This is a genomic window from Rhizobium tropici CIAT 899, from assembly GCF_000330885.1.
GTDB lineage: Bacteria > Pseudomonadota > Alphaproteobacteria > Rhizobiales > Rhizobiaceae > Rhizobium > Rhizobium tropici.
Genome location: NC_020059.1, coordinates 2,013,847 through 2,033,920 on the forward strand (window position 1 = coordinate 2,013,847; position 20,074 = coordinate 2,033,920).

14 protein-coding genes are annotated in these 20,074 nt (G+C 60.4%); 2 read left to right on the plus strand and 12 right to left on the minus strand.

Features of this window, described 5'->3' with window-relative positions:
- Positions 1-41 precede the first annotated feature (41 nt).
- The 3 genes from folK to folP all read right to left on the minus strand — a co-directional run bounded on the left by folK (position 42) and on the right by folP (position 1,843).
- Positions 42-560, minus strand: coding sequence for a 2-amino-4-hydroxy-6-hydroxymethyldihydropteridine diphosphokinase (gene folK, locus RTCIAT899_RS09890; protein WP_041677465.1), 519 nt, complete (start codon positions 558-560; stop codon positions 42-44).
- Positions 553-924, minus strand: a complete 372-nt coding sequence (folB, locus tag RTCIAT899_RS09895) for a dihydroneopterin aldolase (RefSeq protein ID WP_015340083.1) — start codon at positions 922-924, stop codon at positions 553-555. Before folB ends, folK begins: the two co-directional genes overlap by 8 nt.
- Positions 925-985: 61 nt before the next feature.
- Positions 986-1,843, minus strand: a complete 858-nt coding sequence (gene folP, locus RTCIAT899_RS09900; protein ID WP_015340084.1) for a dihydropteroate synthase — start codon at positions 1,841-1,843, stop codon at positions 986-988.
- Positions 1,844-1,946: 103 nt separating this feature from the next.
- On the opposite strand from folP, the gene RTCIAT899_RS09905 reads away from it, so the two are divergent.
- Entirely contained in the window at positions 1,947-2,570 is a 624-nt protein-coding gene (locus RTCIAT899_RS09905) for a DUF922 domain-containing Zn-dependent protease (RefSeq protein WP_041677467.1), read from the plus strand.
- Between the two features lie 440 nt (positions 2,571-3,010).
- Here RTCIAT899_RS09905 and RTCIAT899_RS09910 read toward each other — a convergent pair whose 3' ends face one another.
- Both RTCIAT899_RS09910 and RTCIAT899_RS09915 read right to left on the minus strand, forming a co-directional pair.
- A complete protein-coding gene (locus RTCIAT899_RS09910; RefSeq protein WP_015340086.1) occupies positions 3,011-3,331 on the minus strand; it encodes a 2Fe-2S iron-sulfur cluster-binding protein in 321 nt (106 codons plus the stop codon).
- A gap of 148 nt (positions 3,332-3,479) precedes the next feature.
- Positions 3,480-3,848 carry an Hpt domain-containing protein gene (locus RTCIAT899_RS09915; protein ID WP_015340087.1) on the minus strand — a complete coding sequence of 123 codons (369 nt, stop codon included), beginning with the start codon at positions 3,846-3,848 and terminating at the stop codon, positions 3,480-3,482.
- A 491-nt stretch (positions 3,849-4,339) separates the two neighbouring features.
- On the opposite strand from RTCIAT899_RS09915, the gene RTCIAT899_RS09920 reads away from it, so the two are divergent.
- The gene (locus RTCIAT899_RS09920) at positions 4,340-11,035 is read left to right on the plus strand and encodes an apolipoprotein A-IV repeat region-like domain-containing protein (RefSeq protein WP_015340088.1); all 6,696 of its coding nucleotides are present in this window, start codon (positions 4,340-4,342) and stop codon (positions 11,033-11,035) included.
- A 139-nt stretch (positions 11,036-11,174) separates the two neighbouring features.
- On the opposite strand, the gene RTCIAT899_RS09925 is transcribed toward RTCIAT899_RS09920, so the two are convergent.
- The 7 genes from RTCIAT899_RS09925 to RTCIAT899_RS09955 all read right to left on the minus strand — a co-directional run bounded on the left by RTCIAT899_RS09925 (position 11,175) and on the right by RTCIAT899_RS09955 (position 20,073).
- On the minus strand, positions 11,175-11,501 hold the full coding sequence (locus RTCIAT899_RS09925) for an RcnB family protein (protein ID WP_015340089.1): 327 nt from the start codon (positions 11,499-11,501) through the stop codon (positions 11,175-11,177).
- Between the two features lie 139 nt (positions 11,502-11,640).
- On the minus strand, positions 11,641-13,251 hold the full coding sequence (locus tag RTCIAT899_RS09930) for a glycoside hydrolase family 43 protein (RefSeq protein WP_015340090.1): 1,611 nt from the start codon (positions 13,249-13,251) through the stop codon (positions 11,641-11,643).
- Positions 13,252-13,342: 91 nt separating this feature from the next.
- A complete protein-coding gene (mgrA, locus tag RTCIAT899_RS09935; RefSeq protein WP_015340091.1) occupies positions 13,343-14,374 on the minus strand; it encodes an L-glyceraldehyde 3-phosphate reductase in 1,032 nt (343 codons plus the stop codon).
- 70 nt (positions 14,375-14,444) lie between these two features.
- Positions 14,445-15,578, minus strand: coding sequence for a Gfo/Idh/MocA family protein (locus RTCIAT899_RS09940; RefSeq protein WP_015340092.1), 1,134 nt, complete (start codon positions 15,576-15,578; stop codon positions 14,445-14,447).
- Positions 15,579-15,589: 11 nt separating this feature from the next.
- Positions 15,590-16,351, minus strand: coding sequence for a sugar phosphate isomerase/epimerase family protein (locus RTCIAT899_RS09945; RefSeq protein WP_015340093.1), 762 nt, complete (start codon positions 16,349-16,351; stop codon positions 15,590-15,592).
- 106 nt (positions 16,352-16,457) lie between these two features.
- Positions 16,458-18,923, minus strand: coding sequence for a beta-mannosidase (locus RTCIAT899_RS09950; protein WP_015340094.1), 2,466 nt, complete (start codon positions 18,921-18,923; stop codon positions 16,458-16,460).
- Positions 18,924-18,981: 58 nt separating this feature from the next.
- Positions 18,982-20,073 (minus strand): ABC transporter ATP-binding protein, encoded by a 1,092-nt coding sequence (locus RTCIAT899_RS09955; protein WP_015340095.1) that lies wholly within the window; start codon positions 20,071-20,073, stop codon positions 18,982-18,984.
- Position 20,074 lies beyond the last annotated feature (1 nt).

The following is a 20,074-nucleotide window of genomic DNA, read 5'->3' on the forward strand; positions in this document are numbered from 1 at the left end:
CAATTTGCCGGCCTTTGTCTTTATATATCATGGGGCCTAGTTCAGGCTGTCCGCCACCAATCACGGCTTTCGTCCGCAACCTCGATACCTTCGATATCAACATCCTGCAGCCAGTCGGTGATCGTGCGGCCCTTCACCGTGAGATCGGCGGCAAAATCAGCAAGCGGCATCAGCACGAAACCACGCTCGACCATTCGCGGATGTGGAATGGTGAGCAACGGCTCGGCCTTTTCCAAACCTCCATAGGTCAGCACGTCGATATCGATCGTGCGTGGCCCCCAGCGCTCGATCCGCACCCGCTTCATCTGCCGCTCTATGTCGAGGCAGACGTCAAGCAGGGCTTCCGGCGAAAGTGTCGTATCGACGGCAGCACAGGAATTGTAGAAAAAAGATTGGTCCGTCTTGCCCCAGGGCGGCGTGCGGTAAAGCCGCGACACCGAAACCACCCGGCAATCGGCACGCGCGTCCAACGTACGCAGGGCGAGCGCCATGGCGTGGACCGGGTTATCCAGATTGCCGCCCAAACCGAGCGTCGTCCGCACGGCTGCACCCTCAGGCAAAATGCTCAATGCTCACCTGTACATAATCGAGAACGCCCGGAACCGGGGCATTGGGCTTGCGTACCGTGATTTTGGCCCGGCGGATACTCGGAAAACGACGGCATAGCTCCTTCGCCACATCGAGCGCCAGCGCCTCGATCAGATAACGCCGGCGACCTGTCACGATTTCCTCGATGACGCTGAAGGCGACGCCGTAATTGACGGTGTCGTCGATCGAATCGCGCTCCAGCGCATCGCCGGCTTCGACATCGAGTTCGGCATCGACGAAGAAGCGCTGGCCGAGGAATTCCTCCTCGTCATGGACGCCGTGCCGGGCAAAGAAGGCGCAATTCTGCAAAGTAATGGTGTATGTAACAGCGTTCATGGCGTATCTCCGTTTCGAACAGGCGCGATCGCGTCCGAAAGCCGCTCCCTGGATCCGAGCATCATATTTTAAGTCTCGCCCGCGTCGCGAGAATAGCATCCGCAATGGCCAACGCGTCCCTATTGATTGCGACATTGTGTACGCGGAATATCGCAGCTCCCTGCAATCGCAGGATCGCGCTGGTTGCAGCGGTGCCGACATCGCGATCAGCGGCTTCGCGACCCGTTATCGTGCCGACGAACCGCTTTCGCGAAGTGCCGACCAATAGCGGCAGGTCGAAGCGCAGCAGAGCGTTGAAACGCGCCATGAGCTCCAGATTTTCCTCGGCATTTTCCTTGGCGAAACCGAAACCAGGATCGAGCACGATCGTCCGCCTGTCCACGCCTGCGGCGGCTGCGATCTCCAGCGAGCGATTGAGAAAGAAAAGCTGGTCATCGATGACATCAGGCAGCTTCTGCCGGTTGCGGCCCGTGTGCATGATGCAGAGACCGGCGCCCGTTTGTGCAGCCACAGCGGCGATGTCAGGCTCGCGCTGCAGGCCGAAGACATCATTGACGATATGGGCACCCGCTCCGATCGCCAGCCGCGCCGTATCGGCGCGATAGGTATCGACCGAAATCAGGGCATCGGTCCTCCCGCGCAGGGCTTCGATAACAGGCAGTACCCGTCCCTGCTCCTCGGTAGCATTGACGGCGACAGCACCTGGCTTGGTCGATTCGCCACCGATATCGATGATGGCGGCCCCCTCCTCGACGCAATCAAGCGCATGGGCAACGGCCGCATCGACGGCCTCATAATGACCGCCGTCGGAAAAGGAATCCGGCGTTACATTGACGATAGCCATGATGACGCTCTGCCCGCCGACATCGATGCTGCGGCCATGCGCGACATGCCAGCTTTGGCTGTGAAGCTCCGTCACGAACTGTCCATCCCATTGAAAAAGAAAAAACCTTGCGCTTGATATTGCGCTCACAGTGGCTATGCCGCAAGGTTTACAGAAGTTCAACATGGTAGCGACACGAATGCCGCTTGCGTCCCATAAGTTCAGTCTTTCGTGTGCATTGCTGCTCGCGGTCTGCATACCCGGTGTGGCCGGTGCGGAAGTTATCGCCCGCAAGTCAATTTCCTATTTCGACATCAAGGGAAGCACCGCCGACGAGCTCGATGCAGCCTTGAATCAGCGCGGGCCATTGGCGATAGGCTCAAGCAGCCACCATCCCGGCGCAACGAAGATCCGCTTCGGTGGTAGTGCGACCTACAGCGAATCAAACGGCCGCTGCCATATCTCCAGCGTCAAGGTAACGGTCAATACGGAAATCATCCTGCCGCGCTGGCGAGACCGGCGGGGCGCCAGCAAGCAGCTTTCCGTGATCTGGGATACCTTGGCCGGCGATATTCGGCGCCACGAAGATCGGCATGTCGAAATCGCCCGCCAGCATGCGCGGCAAATGGAAAAGCAGATCCTGGCTCTGCCATCCGCCAGCAATTGCGATACGCTGCAGGAACGGGCAAACGCGGTGACATCGCGCGAAACCGAACGGCACGACGCCGATCAGGCGCGCTTCGACCGCATAGAAGCGCTCAATTTTTCGAGCCGCATGCAGAGGCTGCTCTACTATCGCAGCCGACAAGGCAATTCGCAGTAGTCCGAAGAGCTGCTCTCAGCGCAAAAAGCGATCGAGTGACGACGGCTGTGGGAAATAGGTCACTATATCCTGTGAATCGTGCGATCTCGCTGCTCTTTGAACTTTACGAAAATCTGAAATAGGTTTTTCCTATCAATTACAGAGACAAACGCACTGGTTGATTCGAAAAAGGCCGGGCGATTGCCTCATAAGGATCGATTTCGAGTGCCTGCGTCGGCGGGTCTATTCGCTCTTCGGCGCAGTCGGGGTTTGTTTTTCAAAGCATGCGCTAAGTGTTCTCCTGGCGCGTCCTGAAGCCGCAGGTGTTTCCTCCCTTGCCTGTGGTGATGCGCCCGCCTTGCCTCGCTCGCTGAACCAGCTGAGCGGGGCATCTTTTTGCGTGATGAGCGTCTACAGGAGATCTGGCCGAGGAATCGCGCAAGGCGCGTTGGAGCGCTGCCTCAGGCCTGGCGCTCCGGCACATGCACCACAAGCCCGTCAAGCGCGCTCTTCATCTTGATCTGACACGAAAGCCGCGAGTTCGGGCGGACGTCGAATGCAAAATCGAGCATGTCTTCTTCCATGGCTTCCGGGCCGCCGACCTTTTCGGTCCATTCCTCATCGACATAGACATGACAGGTGGCACAGGCACAGGCGCCGCCGCATTCCGCTTCAATACCCGGAACGGAGTTGCGCACTGCATTTTCCATCACGGTGGAGCCCTCGTCGACATTGAGGTCAAAGCGCGTGCCGTCGAAGGCGACGATGGTCAATTTGGTCATGTGGGTGAATTCCGAATTGCTTGAATGAAGGACGATCGGAATTTTACTTCCAACAATTCGCTGGAGCAGTCAACATTTGCGCCGCCGAAACGGATTATCCCGTCTGGCGGCGCAAAAATGCATGAGATTTGCCGTTCGAACGTTCGGCCTAGCGCGAGAGCTTCAAAATGAAGTTCTCGGCCTCGATAACGCTGGCTGTAACCACCGCCATACGAGCGGCGTCACCGACGTTGCTTTCGAGCGCTCCGGCAGCATCCGCCACGCGAAAGGCGCCAATGGAGCTGGCAGCCCCCTTCAGCTTATGCGATGCAGCTTCCATGCGTTTCAAATCGCCGCTGCCAATCTCCTGCAGGCAGGAACGAGCCTGCCTTGCGAACATCTGCAGCACCTCGACTTCCAGTGCCTTGTCACCCATCGTCTGCTTTCCGAGATGGACAAGATCGATCGCCCGCTCCCGCGACGGAGCCGCGCCCCGCGAATTATCAGGAGATTCAAATGCGATGTTCAAAGCTGCCATGTGCCAATGCTCCCGTCATTTATCTATGACTGTTTTATAGACCTGCCGCATAGTTGCGGCCCGGACATGGCCATCGAGTTAAATTTTGGCACATTGAGGGCTGAAAACTCGGGACATGGTTAACGTGCGTTAAACATGCTCAAAATCTTGGGTTTTCATCGCATTGAACAGCCAAACAGGGTTAATGGCCCCTTAATGATCCACTGGCTTTAAGGTGGAATTAATTGTCATGACTGGGGGAATGTGTCACTACGATACTGGTAAATTGGGTGGATGGCACATGCCTTTGCCCCGGAAGTGGATGATGGTAATGTTTTCATAACATCCGTTTGAAAAACCAGTTATCCACTCTGAATGTAATGGGAAATCCAAGCTCGGTGTTGATCGAAGGCGGAAGACCTACGGGAGGCAAGGTTCGTCTTTTCCGGACGCGGCGGAATTACCGGAAAAGGCACGGCAAGCCCGAGTGAGTTGTAACGAGGCGTAACCGCATGGCGAACAAAAAGTACATCGAGTCGGTCGAGGACAAGGCCTTTCAGGCATTGGACGAAGCTTTGCAGATCGATTTCAGTGACGAGAGCTTGGAGTCTCGCAGCGGAACTACGCCCGATATCCCGGAGCAAAATGTGTCTGAGCCGCCGAAACAGCCGATAAAGCAGACCAGGGATGATGCCGCCCGCAAGAACGGCGGAGCGCGCAGCACCGCAGCCCCTGCCACTTCGCCCCGCCCTGCCGAGGCGCCGAAGAATCCGAACCTCGCTGCCGCCAATGACGGCAACAGGGCAAGTTCCGCAAGCATATTGAGAGCGCTCGACGGAGCCTCGCAGAGCCGTGCGGTGCGAAACGCCACGATCTTCTCGCTGCTCTGGATCATCGGCGGCGCAGGCCTCGCGTTCATGCTCTATGGCACCCAGATCCGGAACATTCATTCCATCGCGGATCTTGCCGCCCTTCCGGGCGTCATCGCCTGCATCGTCGGCATTATCGTTCCGGTGCTGCTCTTCTATGCTTTCGGCACGATGATCTCGCGTGCGCACGACATGCGCAATGCAGCGCGCTCCATGGCAGAGGTCGCGCTACGTCTCGTCGAGCCGGAAACCATCGCTTCCGAGCGCATCATGACGGTCGGTCAGGCCGTTCGCCGTGAAGTCTCGGCGATGAACGAAGGCATCGAGCGCACCATTGCACGCGCGACGGAACTCGAAACCCTCGTCCATTCCGAGGTCAATGCACTGGAGCGCAGCTACGCAGACAACGAATTGCGCGTCCGCGGCTTGGTCCACGAACTCGGCGCAGAACGTGACGCCATCGTCAATCACGCCGAGCGTATCCGCTCCTCGATCTCAGGCGTGCACGATCAGATCAAGGAAGACCTGTCGCTGGCGACCGAAGAAATCGCCGTGCGCCTCTCTACCTCTGGCGAAGCTTTCGCATCGATGATCGATACGCGAGCAGCCGCCCTGATGGAGAAGTCGGATTCCGCGGTCCAGGCCCTCGGCACCCTGCTTTCCGCCAAGACCGACAGCCTGCTGCAGAACCTCAACGCCTCGGGCCTCGCGCTCAGCCATGAATTCGATACCCGCCTGGAATCTCTGTCGTCGACTCTTGCCGACCGCGGCAAGGACCTGCTTGGCCAGTTCGAAACGCGCGCCTCGACGCTCGATGCAAACACCGAAAAACTGAATTCCGCATTGAACGAACGTGCACGCCAGCTCAATGAAACGCTGGTTGCCCGCACGAAGGAGATCAGCGAAAGCCTCAGCGGCGGCGAGCGGTCCATCACGAGCACGCTGGACAATGTTCTGTCCCGCCTCAACACGGCACTCGACGAAAAAGGCGCGAGCTTCCGTCAAAGCCTGCAGTCGACAGCCGATGACACCATCATGGATCTCGACCTGCGCTCTGGCTTCTTCGAAGAACGCTTCCAGTCGACGATCGCGCAGCTTTCGACGACCTTCGATGACCGCGTGTCGGAGTTCACCTCCGCCTTCGACAAGCGCGCCGGCTCCCTGGACACCAAGCTCTCGGAAAGCCTTACCCGCATCAATCAGTCGCTCGGCAGCAATTCGGACGCGCTGGAGGGCATCCTGACCTCCAGCATCGAGCGCCTGGGTTCGCATCTTACCGACCAGTCCTTCGCTCTCGCAACGACGCTGGCAACGGGCCAGGAAGTATTGGAAAGCGCGATCGGCTCCAAGGCGAACGAGATCACCTCGGCGCTGCAGAACGCCACGACAGGCATTTCTTCCGCCCTGACCTCGGGCACGAGCGAACTCAACACCACGCTCGCCTCGCATGCCGGTGCCTTCACATCCGCCGTGCAGGGTATCACGCGCGATGTCTCCGCCGCGCTGCAAAGCGGCACGGAAGAACTCACCTCGGCCTTCACCGGCCGTGCCAACGACATCAACAACACCCTCTCTGCTCGCACCAACGAGATCACGCAGGCTTTGAGCTCTGCCCATGAACGGGTCGATGCCGTCATGGCGGCCCGTAGCAACGCCTTGTTCGGCGCGCTGGCCGATAACCAGTCCCGTTTCGAGCAGACGCTTGCCGAGCGTTCGGAAGCAATTGCCAGCGCCGTCAGCGGCTCTCACGAACATCTGACCGCCGCCCTGGATGAGCGTACCTCGATGCTGACCATTTCGCTGGCCGAAAGCCAGCTGCGCCTCGAAAACACGCTTGCGAGCCGTACCGACGCGATCACTGGCGTCTTGGCCGATACCCACAGCAAGCTGGCTGACACGCTCGACGACAAGACGATGGCACTTGCTATCGCGCTTTCCGAAAGCCAATCCCGCCTGGAAGACACGGTTTCCGGCCATGCGGAACACGTTGCCGGCACGCTGGACGCCAAGACGACGGAACTTGCGCGCGCGCTGGCCGAGGGGCAGGCTCGTCTCGAAAGCACGGTCTCGGGTCACGCCGAAAGCGTCACCAATGCCCTCGACGACAGGACGATGGCGCTCGCCATCGCACTTTCCGAGAACCAGGCTCGGCTGGAGGAAACCGTCTCCGGTCACGCAGACCGTGTCGCTGACACGTTCGAAGGCAAGGCCAGCGCCCTCGCCGCCGCGCTGACCTCCGGACAGACTCGTCTTGAAGAAACTCTCGCGAACCGCGCCGAGGCCATCATCAAGGCATTTGCAGGCAATCATAATGCCTTGGCCGAAGCACTGGACGACAGAGCTATGGCGCTCGCCATCGCATTGTCGGAAGCCCAGGCCCGCCTCGAAGATACCGTCTCCGGCCATGCCGATCGCGTTGCCGACACGCTCGACGGCAAGACACGGGCGCTTTCCGATGCGCTGACCTCCGGCCAGTCACGTCTCGAAGCGACGCTTGCCAATCGCGCCGAGGCGATCACGAATGCATTCACCAGCAACCACAATGCGCTGGCCGATGCACTGGACGACAAGGCGATGGCTCTCGCCATTTCGCTCTCAGACACCCAGTCACGCCTCGAGGATGCGGTATCCAGCCGTCTCGACGCCCTCTCCGATACTGTCGCCGGCACCCACGACAAGATCGTCAACAGCCTGGACGACAGGACGATGGCGCTTGCCATCGCCCTTTCGGAGGGCCATGCGAAGCTGGAAGACACTCTTTCCCACAGCGCCAAGGCCATTGCCCATACCGTCACCAGCGGTCACGAGGCGCTGACCAACACGCTCGACGACAAGAGCATGGCCTTCGCAATCTCGCTTGCAGAAAACCAGAACCGCTTCGAAAGCGCCCTGGAGGAACGCGCCAACGCACTTCTCGACAGCGTCTCCGGTGCAGAGGCCCGCGTTGCCGGAGCCTTTGGCGACAAGGCGGAAGCCATCCGTGCTGCCTATAGCGAAAACCAGGAACGCCTCGACCGCTCGCTCACCGCCCATACGGACACTCTCTCCGAAATGCTCGGCGCCAACAGCGATCGCGTCGAGACCGTTCTCGGAACGACGACCCGCCAGCTGGAGAACACGCTCGGTGCCGGTCTGTCGCAGATGGATCAGAACCTCGCCTCGGCCTATGAGCGTATGCGTTCCACGCTGGAAGACCGCAGCAATGCGATCAACCTTGCCCTGCGCGACGCGCATGAGCAGATCGACAACACGCTGATGGAACAGACGACCGCCATCGGCACCTCGATTGCCACCAGCGCCAGCATGCTGGAAATGTCACTCGAGGACCGTGAGGCTTCGCTGCGCCAGACCATCGACGCCAGCGCGAGGACACTGGAAGAGCGCCTGAACAGCGGTGCGGGCGACATTGCCGGCCGTATCCAGCAGGCCGCCGGCGACATCGCACGCTCGGCCGAAACCTTCTCGTCCAACCTCAACCAGTCGATCGACGGCATGACGAACCGCTTTGCCGAGACCGGCTCGCGGGTCGAAGCTAGCCTGTCGGCGCTCGAAAATCGCATCAACGAAGGCGTCACCGGCGTTTCCGCCCAGGTCGATGCCGCCGGCAACCGCCTCTCCGATACACTGGCGAGTGGCGCGGCAAAGATCGACGACAGCGGCAGCCAGGCAGCTGCTCGCATCGAAGAGCGCCTTTCGACCATGGATCGCGCGCTCAATCTCGGCCTCGAAGCGGTCAACCGCACGATCGAAGGCAAGGCTGCCAATCTTGCAACGACGCTGCGCACGGCCGTTGCCGACGCCGCGCAGGGCATGGACACGGAAGCAACCCGCACGGCCGAATTGCTCGCCAATACCGGCCGGCAATTCGCCGAGAACCTCGGCAGCCATAGCGATGCCTTTACGCGTGCCATGAGCGAGCGCTCCGACGAGCTCGTCAACCGCGTCTCGGAAACGCAGAACCGGCTGGCAAGCCAGGCTGCGGCCGTCGCCCAGACCTTCTCGGAAGCAGGCAACGCGATCGTCAACAAGGTTGCCGAAGCCGAAGGCCTCGTCAGCAACCAGGTCAATACGATCTCGCAGGCGCTCTCTTCGGCCGAACAGTCGCTGGAGGCCCGCGGCGCGGCCATCCGCAACACGCTTACCGGCGGCAGCGAGCAAATCGCCTCCACCATGGCGCAAGTCGAGCGTGCGCTCGACGAGCGCAGCACGGCGATCCGCAGCTCTCTGGAGGAACGCGCCCGCGAAATCGACACCACGCTTGCCGATGTCGACAAGGCCCTGGAAGCCCGTGGCTCCTCCATCCGCACCTCGCTCGACGAACGCACGCGCGAGCTGAATTCGATGCTGGCTGGGCGCTCTACCGAACTCTCGCGCCTCATCGACGAAAAGGCTCGCCCGATCGTCGATCGCTACGCGGCAACGGGTCAGGAGGCGGCCGCTCTTATCACGGCGGCAGCTCAGGAAAGCACGGAACGCCTGCGCGCTGAAAATGCCGCGCTCATCAATGCGATCTCGTCTCGCACTGAGCACGCGGTCAACACGGTCAGCACACTCGAAAACAACCTGCTTGCGAGCGTCAATGGCATCATCGCCCGCCTGGCGGACAACAACTCGGCGATCGCCGGACTGCTGTCCAATGCCGCAAGCGAATTCGCAAACGTCGATGACCGTCTCATGGCAACCTCGTCACGCTTCGCTGAATCCGCCGCGAAGGCCGGCGAGATGGTCTCGGCCTCCAGCCGTCTTCTCGAAGGCAAGGTCGACAAGCTGTCTGAGATCACCGGCCAGACCTTGTCGCAGGTCGGCAGCATCGTCGGTCGTTTCGACGATCACTCCAAGGTGCTGACGCAAGCATCCCAGCTTCTGGGCGCCGCCCAGTCGAACCTCGTATCGACGCTGGAAGAGCGCGAGACGGCACTGCAGAACCTGGCCGTCGGCCTCGTTCAGCGCTCAGAAGAGATCGAGAACACCATGCGCGCCCTCGGCTCGATGGTAGAAACGGCCTTCGATCGGGCGGAACAGCGGTCGAACCAGGTGACCGGCAATCTCCGCCAGAGCGTGCAATCTTCCTTCGGCGATATTGGCCGTGTTCTCTCCGACGCCGAGAAGCGCGCCGAAGATGCGGCGGAAAACATGCGCACCGCATTGCAGAAGGCCGGCGAAGAAGCCAACCAGGCTGTCGAGAACACATTCGCCAACGCCGAGCGCCGCTCCGGCGATCTCACCAATCGCCTGCGCGGTGGCCTCACGGCCTCGCTGTCCGAGGTTGAGCAGATGCTCGCCGACGCCGGCAAGACCTCGGATACGGCTGCCCAACAGCTGCGGGAGACCCTGCGCGTCGCGGTCGATGACGCGATCGGCCGCTTCGCCGGTGCGACGGACGAAATCCGCCGCTCGGCCGGCGATATCCGCCGCGAGCTTGACCTCACCCGCAACGAACTGAAGCGCGGTGCCTTCGATCTTCCGGAAGAAGCAAAGGAGAGCGCTGCAGCTATGCGTCGCGCCGTTGCCGAACAGATCAAGGCCCTGCAGGACATCTCGCAGATCGTCGGCCGCTCGACGCAGCAACTGGAGATTTCCGAGCCGACCGCTCGCGCGCTGGCCGAAGCACAGCCTGCTCCACGGCCTCAGCCCGCCGCATCTGCCCCGGCAGCTGTAGCCCCGCGGCCTCAACAACCTGCTCCGCAGCAACCGGCGCAACAGCCCCCGGTCGCCCAGCAGCCCGTACAGCGCCCTGCACCGCAGCCGCAGCAGCCTTCGATCGAGTCCCTTGGCTTGCGTGGATCACTCCCTGCCGAGCGACCGGCAGCACAGCCGCAACGTCCGGCGGAAACAGCAGCCCCTGCTCGCCAGGAAGCGGCCGGTGGCGGCTGGATCAGCGATCTGCTGCGAGGCGCGTCGCGCGATGAGAATGCCGGTCTGCAGCCGGCCCGCCAACCGGCGGCGAAAGCGCCTCCGGAACAGGCTCCTGCTCCCGCTGCACGCAACCCGCGCCATGTCGTGGAATCGCTGAACTCGCTTTCGGTCGATATCGCTCGCGCCATCGATCATGACGCCTCGGTCGATCTCTGGCGCCGTTACCAGCGCGGCGAACGCGACGTGTTCACCCGCCGGCTCTATACGCTCAAGGGTCAGCAGACCTTCGACGAGATCAAGCGCAAGTACGACCGTGAGCCGGAATTCCGCACCGCAGTCGATCGCTACATCGCCGATTTCGAAAAACTGCTCGCCGATGTCGCGCGTACCGATCGCGATCGCACCGTCACGCAATCCTATCTCACGTCCGATACCGGCAAGGTCTACACGATGCTGGCCCACGCAGCCGGCCGCCTGAACTGAGATTGATAGATAAGAGACGAACGCTCGATCCCCGGCAGAGATGCCGGGGATTTTTGATTCAAGCTGCTCCATAAGTTTTGGGCACGAAAAGGGCGGCTCTCGGCCGCCCTTGATTTGCTTGGTGATAGCTCCATCCGGCCTACCTGGCTTCATGTACCTTCGAAATCAAACCGCTGGTAATGCCGACGAGGAGGAAATTGTTCTTGAGGCGAACCCAGTGATAGCCGCGCGGGGGCGTGGACAGCTGGAAGGCGCGATAGTCGATTTCCGTGGCGCGGCGGCGGTCGGAGGCCGACAGGCGGCGCCCCTTGACCCATCCGCCCTTGCGGATAACGACCTTCTTCCTCACCACCTCTTTCTGAACAACGGCCTGCTTGCCGGCAGGAGCCGGCTTGACCTGCGCTGTCGCAGCCAGCGGCATCCCGAGGACTGACGCTGCAAGAAGTGCAGCGAAGATTTTTCTCATTGGTTGTTTCCTCATTTCAGAATCTGCACGCGAACTTACCGTGACAGACATGAAACGCATCTGACAGTCGAATTACAATTCCGTAATAGAGTGAGAACAGCGGCAGGCTTTACAGCGCGCTGCCGGAAGTCATCACCCCTCACAATTCATCGTAGTTGAACCAGTCGAAATCCGCTGCATTTGCCCGGCCTGAGAGGTCGAAGGCAAACATGCCCACGAAGGCACCGGTGAATGAGCCGTGCTCGCCGCGCCCACCCTCATCCGAGATGACGCCGGCATCGAGTACTGGCCCGATCGCCTGCCATGCGCCCATGCCTTCAGCTTGCCAGAAGAACTGCAGATCGTTGTTCCGCACTTCCATGGCAAGCTGTATGCGCCCATCCGGCACGGCGACACCGCCCTCGATCGGAAAGCTCAAGCGGCCATTCGGATAATCGCCCGGGCAGGTCATGATGGTGACGCAGCGGCCGAGCTTCTCGTGCAGGGTCACGGCAATGGCATGCAGCTTGAAGCGATTGTAGTAGTGCGTCAGGCCCGCAACCTGCTGATAGGTGTCGGGCTCGAAATCGACGACCGTTTCAGCGCGGAAACTGTGATGTTCCTGACGGCGGGCGACAAGCGATTGCTCGAACCAGGAACCGATGCTCTCGCGGGCGATAAGCCGCAAATGGCCGGGCCGCTGCGTCACGCTGAAGATGCGTTCCGGTTGCGGCGTGCGCAGCCACTGAAAATCCATCGGAAGAGTGCGCTCATCGAAATTATAGCCGCTGCGACGCGGCTTATCCACCGGCACGGCACCGTTCAAGCCGACGACATTGACATCGGGAACACTGGTACCGTTTTCGAGATAGAGCCAGCCATCCTCTTTCCAAACACATTTCTGCAGAGCCGTTTCCCGACCGAGCGTACAGCGACGATGCGGAGGCAAAGGCCGCCCGCAAAGATGCGTATGGTAGAACTGCCCGTCATGGGTCTCGACATACTGGCCATGGCCGGCACGTTGCAGCGCCGCCTCCGGGTGATCCTTCGAGGTGATCAGATGCTTGTTCGGATGTAGTTCGTATGGCCCGGCAATGTCGCGGGATCGGGCCATGGTCACGGCATGATCGTAGCCGGTGCCGCCTTCAGCCGTAGTCAGATAGTACCAACCGTTCCGCTTGAAGAGGTGCGGCCCTTCGACCAGCCCCAGTTCGGTGCCGGCAAAGATGTTCCTGATCGGCCCCTTCAACGATTTCGTCGCCGGATCCCATTCCTGCAGCAAGATACCGTCGAAAGCCGGCGTCTTCGGCGAGCCGCCATAGCTCTCGGTGCGATGATTCCATTGCATGTTGACGAACCACTTGCGGCCGTCATCGTCGTGGAACAGGGATGGATCGAAACCGGAGGAATTGACATAGGCGGGCTCGGACCATTCGCCTTCGATGGTTGGCGAGGTCACGATGTAGTTATGAGCGTCCTTGAAGTTGCCATCATAGCGCTTGACGTCGGTATAGACGAGCCAGAACAGCCCATCCGCATAGGAGAGGCAAGGCGCCCAGATGCCACAGCTGTCGGGCTCGCCGCGCATGTCGAGCTGCGAAGCTCGCTCCAGCGGTCGCCTCACGAGCGTCCAGTTCACCAGATCACGCGAATGATGGATCTGCACGCCCGGATACCATTCGAATGTCGAGGTGGCGATATAGTAGTCCTCGCCCACGCGGCAGATGGATGGATCGGGATTGAAGCCCGGCAGGATCGGATTGCGGATCATGAAACTCTCTCCTCCAGAGACCACGACATCAGGCGATGTGTGGTCATACAAATGAGACGCCCGGAACCAGGTCCCGGGCGTCTTATGATGATCAGTCGCGTTCAGCCGACTTGGCCCAGAGATTGATATCAGCCTCCTTGGCATAGACATCGATCTGCTTCAGCTCCTCGGCCGTGAAGTCGAGATTATCAAGCGCCTTGACGCAATCGACGATCTGCGACGAACGGCTGGCGCCGATCAGAGCCGACGTGATGCGGCCGCCGCGCAGAACCCAGGCGATCGCCATTTGCGCCAGCGTCTGGCCGCGCTTTTCAGCGATCTCGTTCAGCTTTCTGATGTTGTCGATGATCGACGGGCGGATGAAGTCGCGCTTCAGGAAGTGGTTCTGCGCCGCGCGGCTGTCTTCCGGAATACCGCCGAGATACTTGGTCGAGAGCATGCCCTGAGCGAGCGGCGAGAAGACGATTGATCCGATGCCGAGGTCTTCCAGCGTATCGACCAGACCGTCATCCTCGACCCAGCGGTTGAGCATGGAATAGCTCGGCTGATGGATCAGGCAAGGCGTGCCGAGGTCCTTGAGGATAGCGGCAGCCTCGCGCGTGCGCTGCGAGTTGTAGGAGGAAATGCCGACATAAAGCGCCCTGCCCGAGCGGACGATATGATCGAGCGCGCCACAGGTCTCCTCGAGCGGCGTATCCGGATCGAAGCGGTGAGAATAGAAGATATCGACATAGTCGAGGCCCATGCGCTTCAGGCTCTGATCGCAGGAGGCGATCAGATATTTGCGGCTGCCCCATTCGCCATAGGGACCCGGCCACATATCGTAGCCGGCCTTGGAGGAGATGATGAGCTCGTCGCGCAAGCCGGCAAAATCGGTGCGCAGGATCTCGCCGAACGCGGTCTCGGCGCTGCCGGGAGGCGGTCCATAGTTGTTGGCGAGGTCGAAATGGGTGATGCCGAGATCGAAGGCCGTGCGGCACATGTCGACCTTGCGGTCATGCGGCGTGTCGCCGCCGAAATTGTGCCAGAGCCCCAGCGAGACCGCCGGCAGCTTCAGACCGGAACGGCCGGTCCTGTTGTATTTCATTTTTGAATAGCGATCGGATGCCGGTTGCCAGGCCATGATGGAATTCCTTCGAGATGAAAAAGCGCGCGGGATTGGTCACCCGCGCGCAAACTAGCTCTTCCCGCGCTTACTTCAAGAGCGCCTGAGCCTCTTCGATGCCGAGTGCCGCCGGCTGCGTGCAGGTGGTGCTGAGATCGATGAAACGCCCTTCCTCGCCAGACTTCAGGATGGAGGTCATGACGTCGACGCCATGCAGGGTGCGGTCGAGCGAGCAACGGGCATCGCGTCCGTCGATCAGCGAGGCTGCCATGTCCGCAAGACCGGCCGTGCGGTAGTTGGCGCGCGAGCCGTTCGGGCTTTCCTGGTTGACGATGCCGAAAGGATGCGCCCAGTTTTCCAGCGGCTTGATGTCCTTGTCGCGGCCGCTCGCCTCGACCGTGCCGCCGAAGAAGTTCGGATCGGGCACGTAGAGCGAGCCATCGGTGCCGTAGAGCTCCATGTTGGCATGGCGGTGCGACCACACATCCCAGCTCGCCGTCAGCGTGATCCGGGCGCCGCTGACGAATTCCAGCAGCGCCTGGATCGTCGTTGGGGTCTTCACCGGAATGATGTCGCCATTGCGCGGCTGGCTGGTGATGGTGCGGGTCGGCGATGCCATGGAGGTCATCGCGCCCACGCGCTTCACCGGTCCGATCAGGTTGATGAGGTTGGCGACGTAGTAAGGGCCGAGATCGAGGATCGGGCCGCCGCCAGGCAGGAAGAAGAAATCCGGATTCGGATGCCACATTTCCATGCCCGGGCTCATCACATAGCATGCGCCCGAAGTGACGCGCCCGATACCGCCGTCATCGATGAATTTGCGGGCGAGCTGATGCGCACCACCGAGGAAGGTGTCCGGAGCGCAGCCAACCGCAAGCCCCTTTTCCTTGGCGATGCGACGGAGCTCCTCACCCTGCTCCAGCGTCAGCACGAGCGGCTTTTCGGAGTAGACGTGCTTGCCGGCTTCGAGGATGCGCTTGGAAACCGGGAAATGCGCGTCCGGGATGGTCAGGTTGACGATGACATCGAGCTCGTCATTGGCGAGCAGTTCGTCGATCGTCTGGGCCCTGACCTTGTATTCTTCGGCGCGCGCACGCGCCGCTTCCATGTTGATATCCGCGCAGGCCAGCACCTTCAGGCCTTTGAAGAGCGGTGCGAGCGAGAAATAGGTGGTTGAAATGTTGCCGCATCCGATGATGCCGACGCCAAGTTCCTTAGCCATGTGGAAATGCCTCAAAAGCTCTTGAAGGATGCGATGGAGCGCGTGATCAGGCGATCGACATCGCTCGGATTGTCATGTTCGACGACGAAGTGCTTGACCTTGGTACCGGCGAGCGCCTTGAGCAGCTTTGCCCATGGAACGGTGCCGTGACCGACATCGGCCCAGCCGTCTTCATTCTTGTTCTCGCCAGCCGGCGCAATGTCCTTGACGTGAACGGCGGTGATGCGCGGACCAAGCTTTTCGATCCAGGCAAAGGGATCGCCGCCGCCGCGGATGACCCAGGCGATATCGGCTTCCCAGGAAATATCCGGAGCCCCTTCGAAGATCTGCTCGATCGGCAGCGAGCCATCAGCCTGCTTGACGAATTCGAAATCGTGGTTGTGCCAGCCGAATTCGAAGCCCGCATCCTTGTAAGGCTTGCTCATTTCATGCAGGCGCTTGCCGAAGGCGAGCCAGCCGGCGGCATCCTTCGGGCGCTGATCGGCGCCGATATGGGGCGCATAGATCGAATCCATGCCCAGGGTCTTGGCGATGGTGAGCGACTTCTGCACTTCGCCATCAAGGAAATCCGGGCTGAAATGACCGCTTGCCATCCGCAGGCCATTCTTGTCGAGTTCGGCGCGCAGGTTCTTGAGGCCGGTCTCATCAAGATCGACATAGATACCGCCGAAGCCTTCGACTTCGGCATAGCCGGCCTTGCCGAGCTTTACGAAGATTTCCGAATAGGGCTGGAAATTGCGGGCGCTGTAGAGCTGAAATCCAAGTTTCGTCATCAATAGTCCTCCAATGGCCTTCGGGCCGCCTGTCTTGGGGCTTGGGGCCCCGAAAGCGCCGCCACTGCGGCGCAATAGTTCAATCCACCGGTTGGCTGTTCGTCGCTTAGCTGTCCACCGACTGGCTGGATTGCAGATCGTAGATACGGAATTCGGGCACGCCGCTTGCGAGCGGCTTGGTGGGCGTGAACACGACGCGGCGGCTTTCGCCGGCGGCAAGATCGAAGGCGTTGTCGGAGTAACGCCCTTCCGCCTCGCTCTCGATCATCACGAACAGCGCAAGTCCCCTTGCGGTGACGGTGAGTTCCACGGTCCCGTTTTCCTCTTTCTCCTCCCGCAGCACCGTCAGGCCGGCAGGCTGAAGCTCAAGCGCCTTGTAGGTGCCGTGAACATAATGCCCCTCGCCGCCCATGCCGTTCGATGCGGTGAAGCGCCACGCCAGCAGGCAATCGGTGGGAACCTGATCCGCATCGATCGACAATGCCGTGACGGCCGCATCCGGCGTGCAAACGGCATGCGCCGTCGTCAGCGGCACGCGCTCGCCATCAAGCCTGAGCAGCGATACGGAAATATCGACCACCACATCAGCGTTGGTGTCGTTGACCAGAGAGAAGCGGATCGTCTTATTGTCGTCCGAAGGAATTGCCGCAACGGATACAGGCTGGAAGAAGCGTCGCACCAGATAGTGCATCACCTTCCAACGACCGCCGTAATCCAGGCTGGACCAGGAAGCGACAGGCCAGGTGTCGTTGAGTTGCCAGTAAATTGTGCCCATGCAATGCGGCTTCAGCGACCGCCAACATTCCACCGCCGTCTTGATGGCGAGGCCCTGCTGGACCTGGCTCAGATAGACGAAATTCGGGAAATCCTTGGGAAAGCGGAAATAGCGGAACATCGTGCCGGCAATGCGCTCGTTGCCGCCGGCATTCTTCTGGTGCAGTTCCATGACCGGAGAGGCGATATTCATATCCTTCGCCTCTGCATAGGTCTTGATGACGGGCAGCGAGGTATAGGACTGGAAGCCGAATTCCGAGCAGAAGCGGGGACGGACGGAGCGATAATTGTCGAAGGACTTGTTCTCGTGCCAGACGGACCAGTAATGCATGTCGCCGGAGCCATCGGCATGCCAGGCGTCGCCGAAATTGAGATAGCCCGAAGCCGGGCTCGATGGCCACCAGATCGCATCCGGCAGCGCCTTCTTCATCGCCGTCTCGATCGTCCGGTTCAGGCGATCGTAAGAGACGAGATAGCGATCCCGATCTTTGCGGGACTCCTCGAACCAGGTGAGCGCACCCACCAGCTCATTGTCGCCGCACCAGAGAACGATGGAGGGATGCGTCGCAAGCCGGCGCACCTGATAGCCCACCTCCTCCTCGACATTCTCGAGGAAATCACCAGTCGAGGGATAGAGATTGCAGGCAAACATGAAGTCCTGCCACACCATCAGACCCAGGCGATCGCAGGTGTCGTAGAACCAGTCATGCTCATAGAATCCGCCACCCCAGACGCGGATCGCATTCATATTGGCATCGACGGCCGATTGCAGCAGATCCCCGGTCGCGGCCGGATTGGAGCGAGAGAACAGGGCATCGGCTGGGATCCAATTGGCCCCGCGGGCAAAAATCTCGCGACCGTTGACCTTCAACGCGAAACGGCTGCCAGCCTCGTCCTCAGTGGTGATCAGCTCGACCGTACGCAGGCCGATCTGCCGCGTGACGGTTTCGAAATTGGTTTCCACCGACAAAGCATAGAGTGCCTGCTCGCCATTGCCTGCCGGCCACCAAAGCTTAGGCTTGTCGATATGGAAGAAATGGGTGATCGACGTCTCGCCGGCGTTGACGCCGACATCGAGGCGAACCCGCTCGTCATCGAGCGAGAAATAAAGCTGCGCGATCCCCGTTCCCTTGGCAAATAGCGCCACCGTCACCTTGAGATCGACCGAGCCGTCATCATTATGAATCTGCTGGGTGACGACATTTTCGATGCGGGCTATTTCGAGCTTCTTCAGCGCGATCGTGCCATAGAGGCCAAGCGGCGCGATCGCGATGTTCCAGTCCCAGCCGAAATGGCATTGCGGCTTGCGCAGCATGTTACCGTTCGGGATCGGCGAATTGCCGGTGCTGTAGGGAATGTAGAAAGGCTGCTTGGCCTGCAGGGCAGCACCAGCCGAAATGCTCGAATGCAGGACGATGCGAATGGTGTTCGTACCCGTCTTCAGCACCTTCGAGACGTCAGGGCGATAACGCTGAAAACAGTTATTCCCCTCCAGCACCAACGCATCGTTGACGTAGACGCTGGCGACTGTGTCGAGATAATCGATATCGAGATACCAGTCTCCGCCGGCATCATCGAGTACGAAGCTGCGCTTCAGCTCCCAGTCCTGCTTGGCGACCCACTGCACGACCTCTTCGTTCCGCGCAAAATAAGGATCGGGAATAAGCCCCTCAGCATGGAGCGCGGAATGAACGTCACCGGGCAGAGATATGGATAGCGAGTGATCACTGTCGGGAGACGTCAGGCTCCACGATCCGGCCAGATCGACGGTGAGGCTATCATTGATGGAAGAAGACATCGGACCTCCTCGGACCGCTGCAAAGAAGGAGGCGGCCGGGCCGCCTCCGGTCATGGGATCATATTCTGAGTTCTGTCTGCGCATCGAAGAGCGATGCGAGAGACATGTCGAAGCCAAGCTTTACGGCCGAACCGGGACCAAAGCGCCTCGCGCCGTTGACGCGAACCGACATGGTATGCCCGGCATGCTTCAACCAGAGCAGATTATCGGCGCCCATCGGCTCTTCGATATCGACCGTGGCATTGTGAATTTCGGCACCTAACGCGGCCGCTTCATTGACCTTGATATGCTCGGGACGGACGCCCAGCACCACCTTGCGGCCCGCCTGCAGAGCCTCGCCGGCCTTGTAGCCGTCGAGAGAAAACAGCACGTCGTTGGTCGCGAACACGACCTTGCCTTCGCGGTTTACCAGTTCGCCCTTGAGGAAATTCATCGACGGCGAGCCGATGAAGCCCGCGACGAAGAGATTGCGCGGCTCGTTGTAGATCGTCGTGGGATCGTCGAGCTGCATGATGACGCCGTTCTTCATGATCGCGATGCGATCGGCGAGCGTCAGCGCCTCGATCTGATCATGGGTCACGTAAATCATGGTATTCTTCAGCGACTGATGCAGCCGCTTGATTTCGACGCGCAGTTCCGAACGCAGCTTGGCATCGAGGTTCGAAAGCGGCTCGTCGAACAAGAACACATCGACGTCGCGCACCAGGGCGCGGCCGATCGCGACGCGCTGGCGTTGGCCGCCCGAAAGCTCGGCCGGCTTGCGCTTCAACAGCGGCTGAATCTGCAGGATCTCGGCAGCCCGCGCGATGCGCTTGCTGATCTCGTCCTGCGGCACCTTGGCAACGCGCAGACCGAAGGACAGGTTCTTCTCGACCGTCATCTGCGGATAGAGGGCATAGGACTGGAACACCATGCCGATGCCGCGATCCTTGGGCTCTTCCCAGGTGACGTTCTTGTTCTTGATGAAGATCTGCCCCTCGGTGATATCGAGCAGGCCGGCAATGCAATTCAACAAAGTCGATTTGCCACAGCCCGACGAACCGAGAAGCACAAGGAATTCACCGTCATTGATCTCGAGGTTGAGGTTCTTCAGAACGGTGACCGCGCCGAAATCGAGCGAGAGGTCTTTGATGGAAACGCTACTGTTCATG

Coding starts and splice junctions, on each gene's coding strand:
- folB (WP_015340083.1), bottom strand. CDS start 924: ATGAACGCTGTTACATACACCATTACTTTGCAGAATTGCGCCTTCTTT.
- RTCIAT899_RS09905 (WP_041677467.1), top strand. CDS start 1,947: ATGCCGCTTGCGTCCCATAAGTTCAGTCTTTCGTGTGCATTGCTGCTC.
- RTCIAT899_RS09910 (WP_015340086.1), bottom strand. CDS start 3,331: ATGACCAAATTGACCATCGTCGCCTTCGACGGCACGCGCTTTGACCTC.
- RTCIAT899_RS09915 (WP_015340087.1), bottom strand. CDS start 3,848: ATGGCAGCTTTGAACATCGCATTTGAATCTCCTGATAATTCGCGGGGC.
- RTCIAT899_RS09920 (WP_015340088.1), top strand. CDS start 4,340: ATGGCGAACAAAAAGTACATCGAGTCGGTCGAGGACAAGGCCTTTCAG.
- RTCIAT899_RS09925 (WP_015340089.1), bottom strand. CDS start 11,501: ATGAGAAAAATCTTCGCTGCACTTCTTGCAGCGTCAGTCCTCGGGATG.
- RTCIAT899_RS09930 (WP_015340090.1), bottom strand. CDS start 13,251: ATGATCCGCAATCCGATCCTGCCGGGCTTCAATCCCGATCCATCCATC.
- mgrA (WP_015340091.1), bottom strand. CDS start 14,374: ATGGCCTGGCAACCGGCATCCGATCGCTATTCAAAAATGAAATACAAC.
- RTCIAT899_RS09940 (WP_015340092.1), bottom strand. CDS start 15,578: ATGGCTAAGGAACTTGGCGTCGGCATCATCGGATGCGGCAACATTTCA.
- RTCIAT899_RS09945 (WP_015340093.1), bottom strand. CDS start 16,351: ATGACGAAACTTGGATTTCAGCTCTACAGCGCCCGCAATTTCCAGCCC.
- RTCIAT899_RS09950 (WP_015340094.1), bottom strand. CDS start 18,923: ATGTCTTCTTCCATCAATGATAGCCTCACCGTCGATCTGGCCGGATCG.
- RTCIAT899_RS09955 (WP_015340095.1), bottom strand. CDS start 20,073: ATGAACAGTAGCGTTTCCATCAAAGACCTCTCGCTCGATTTCGGCGCG.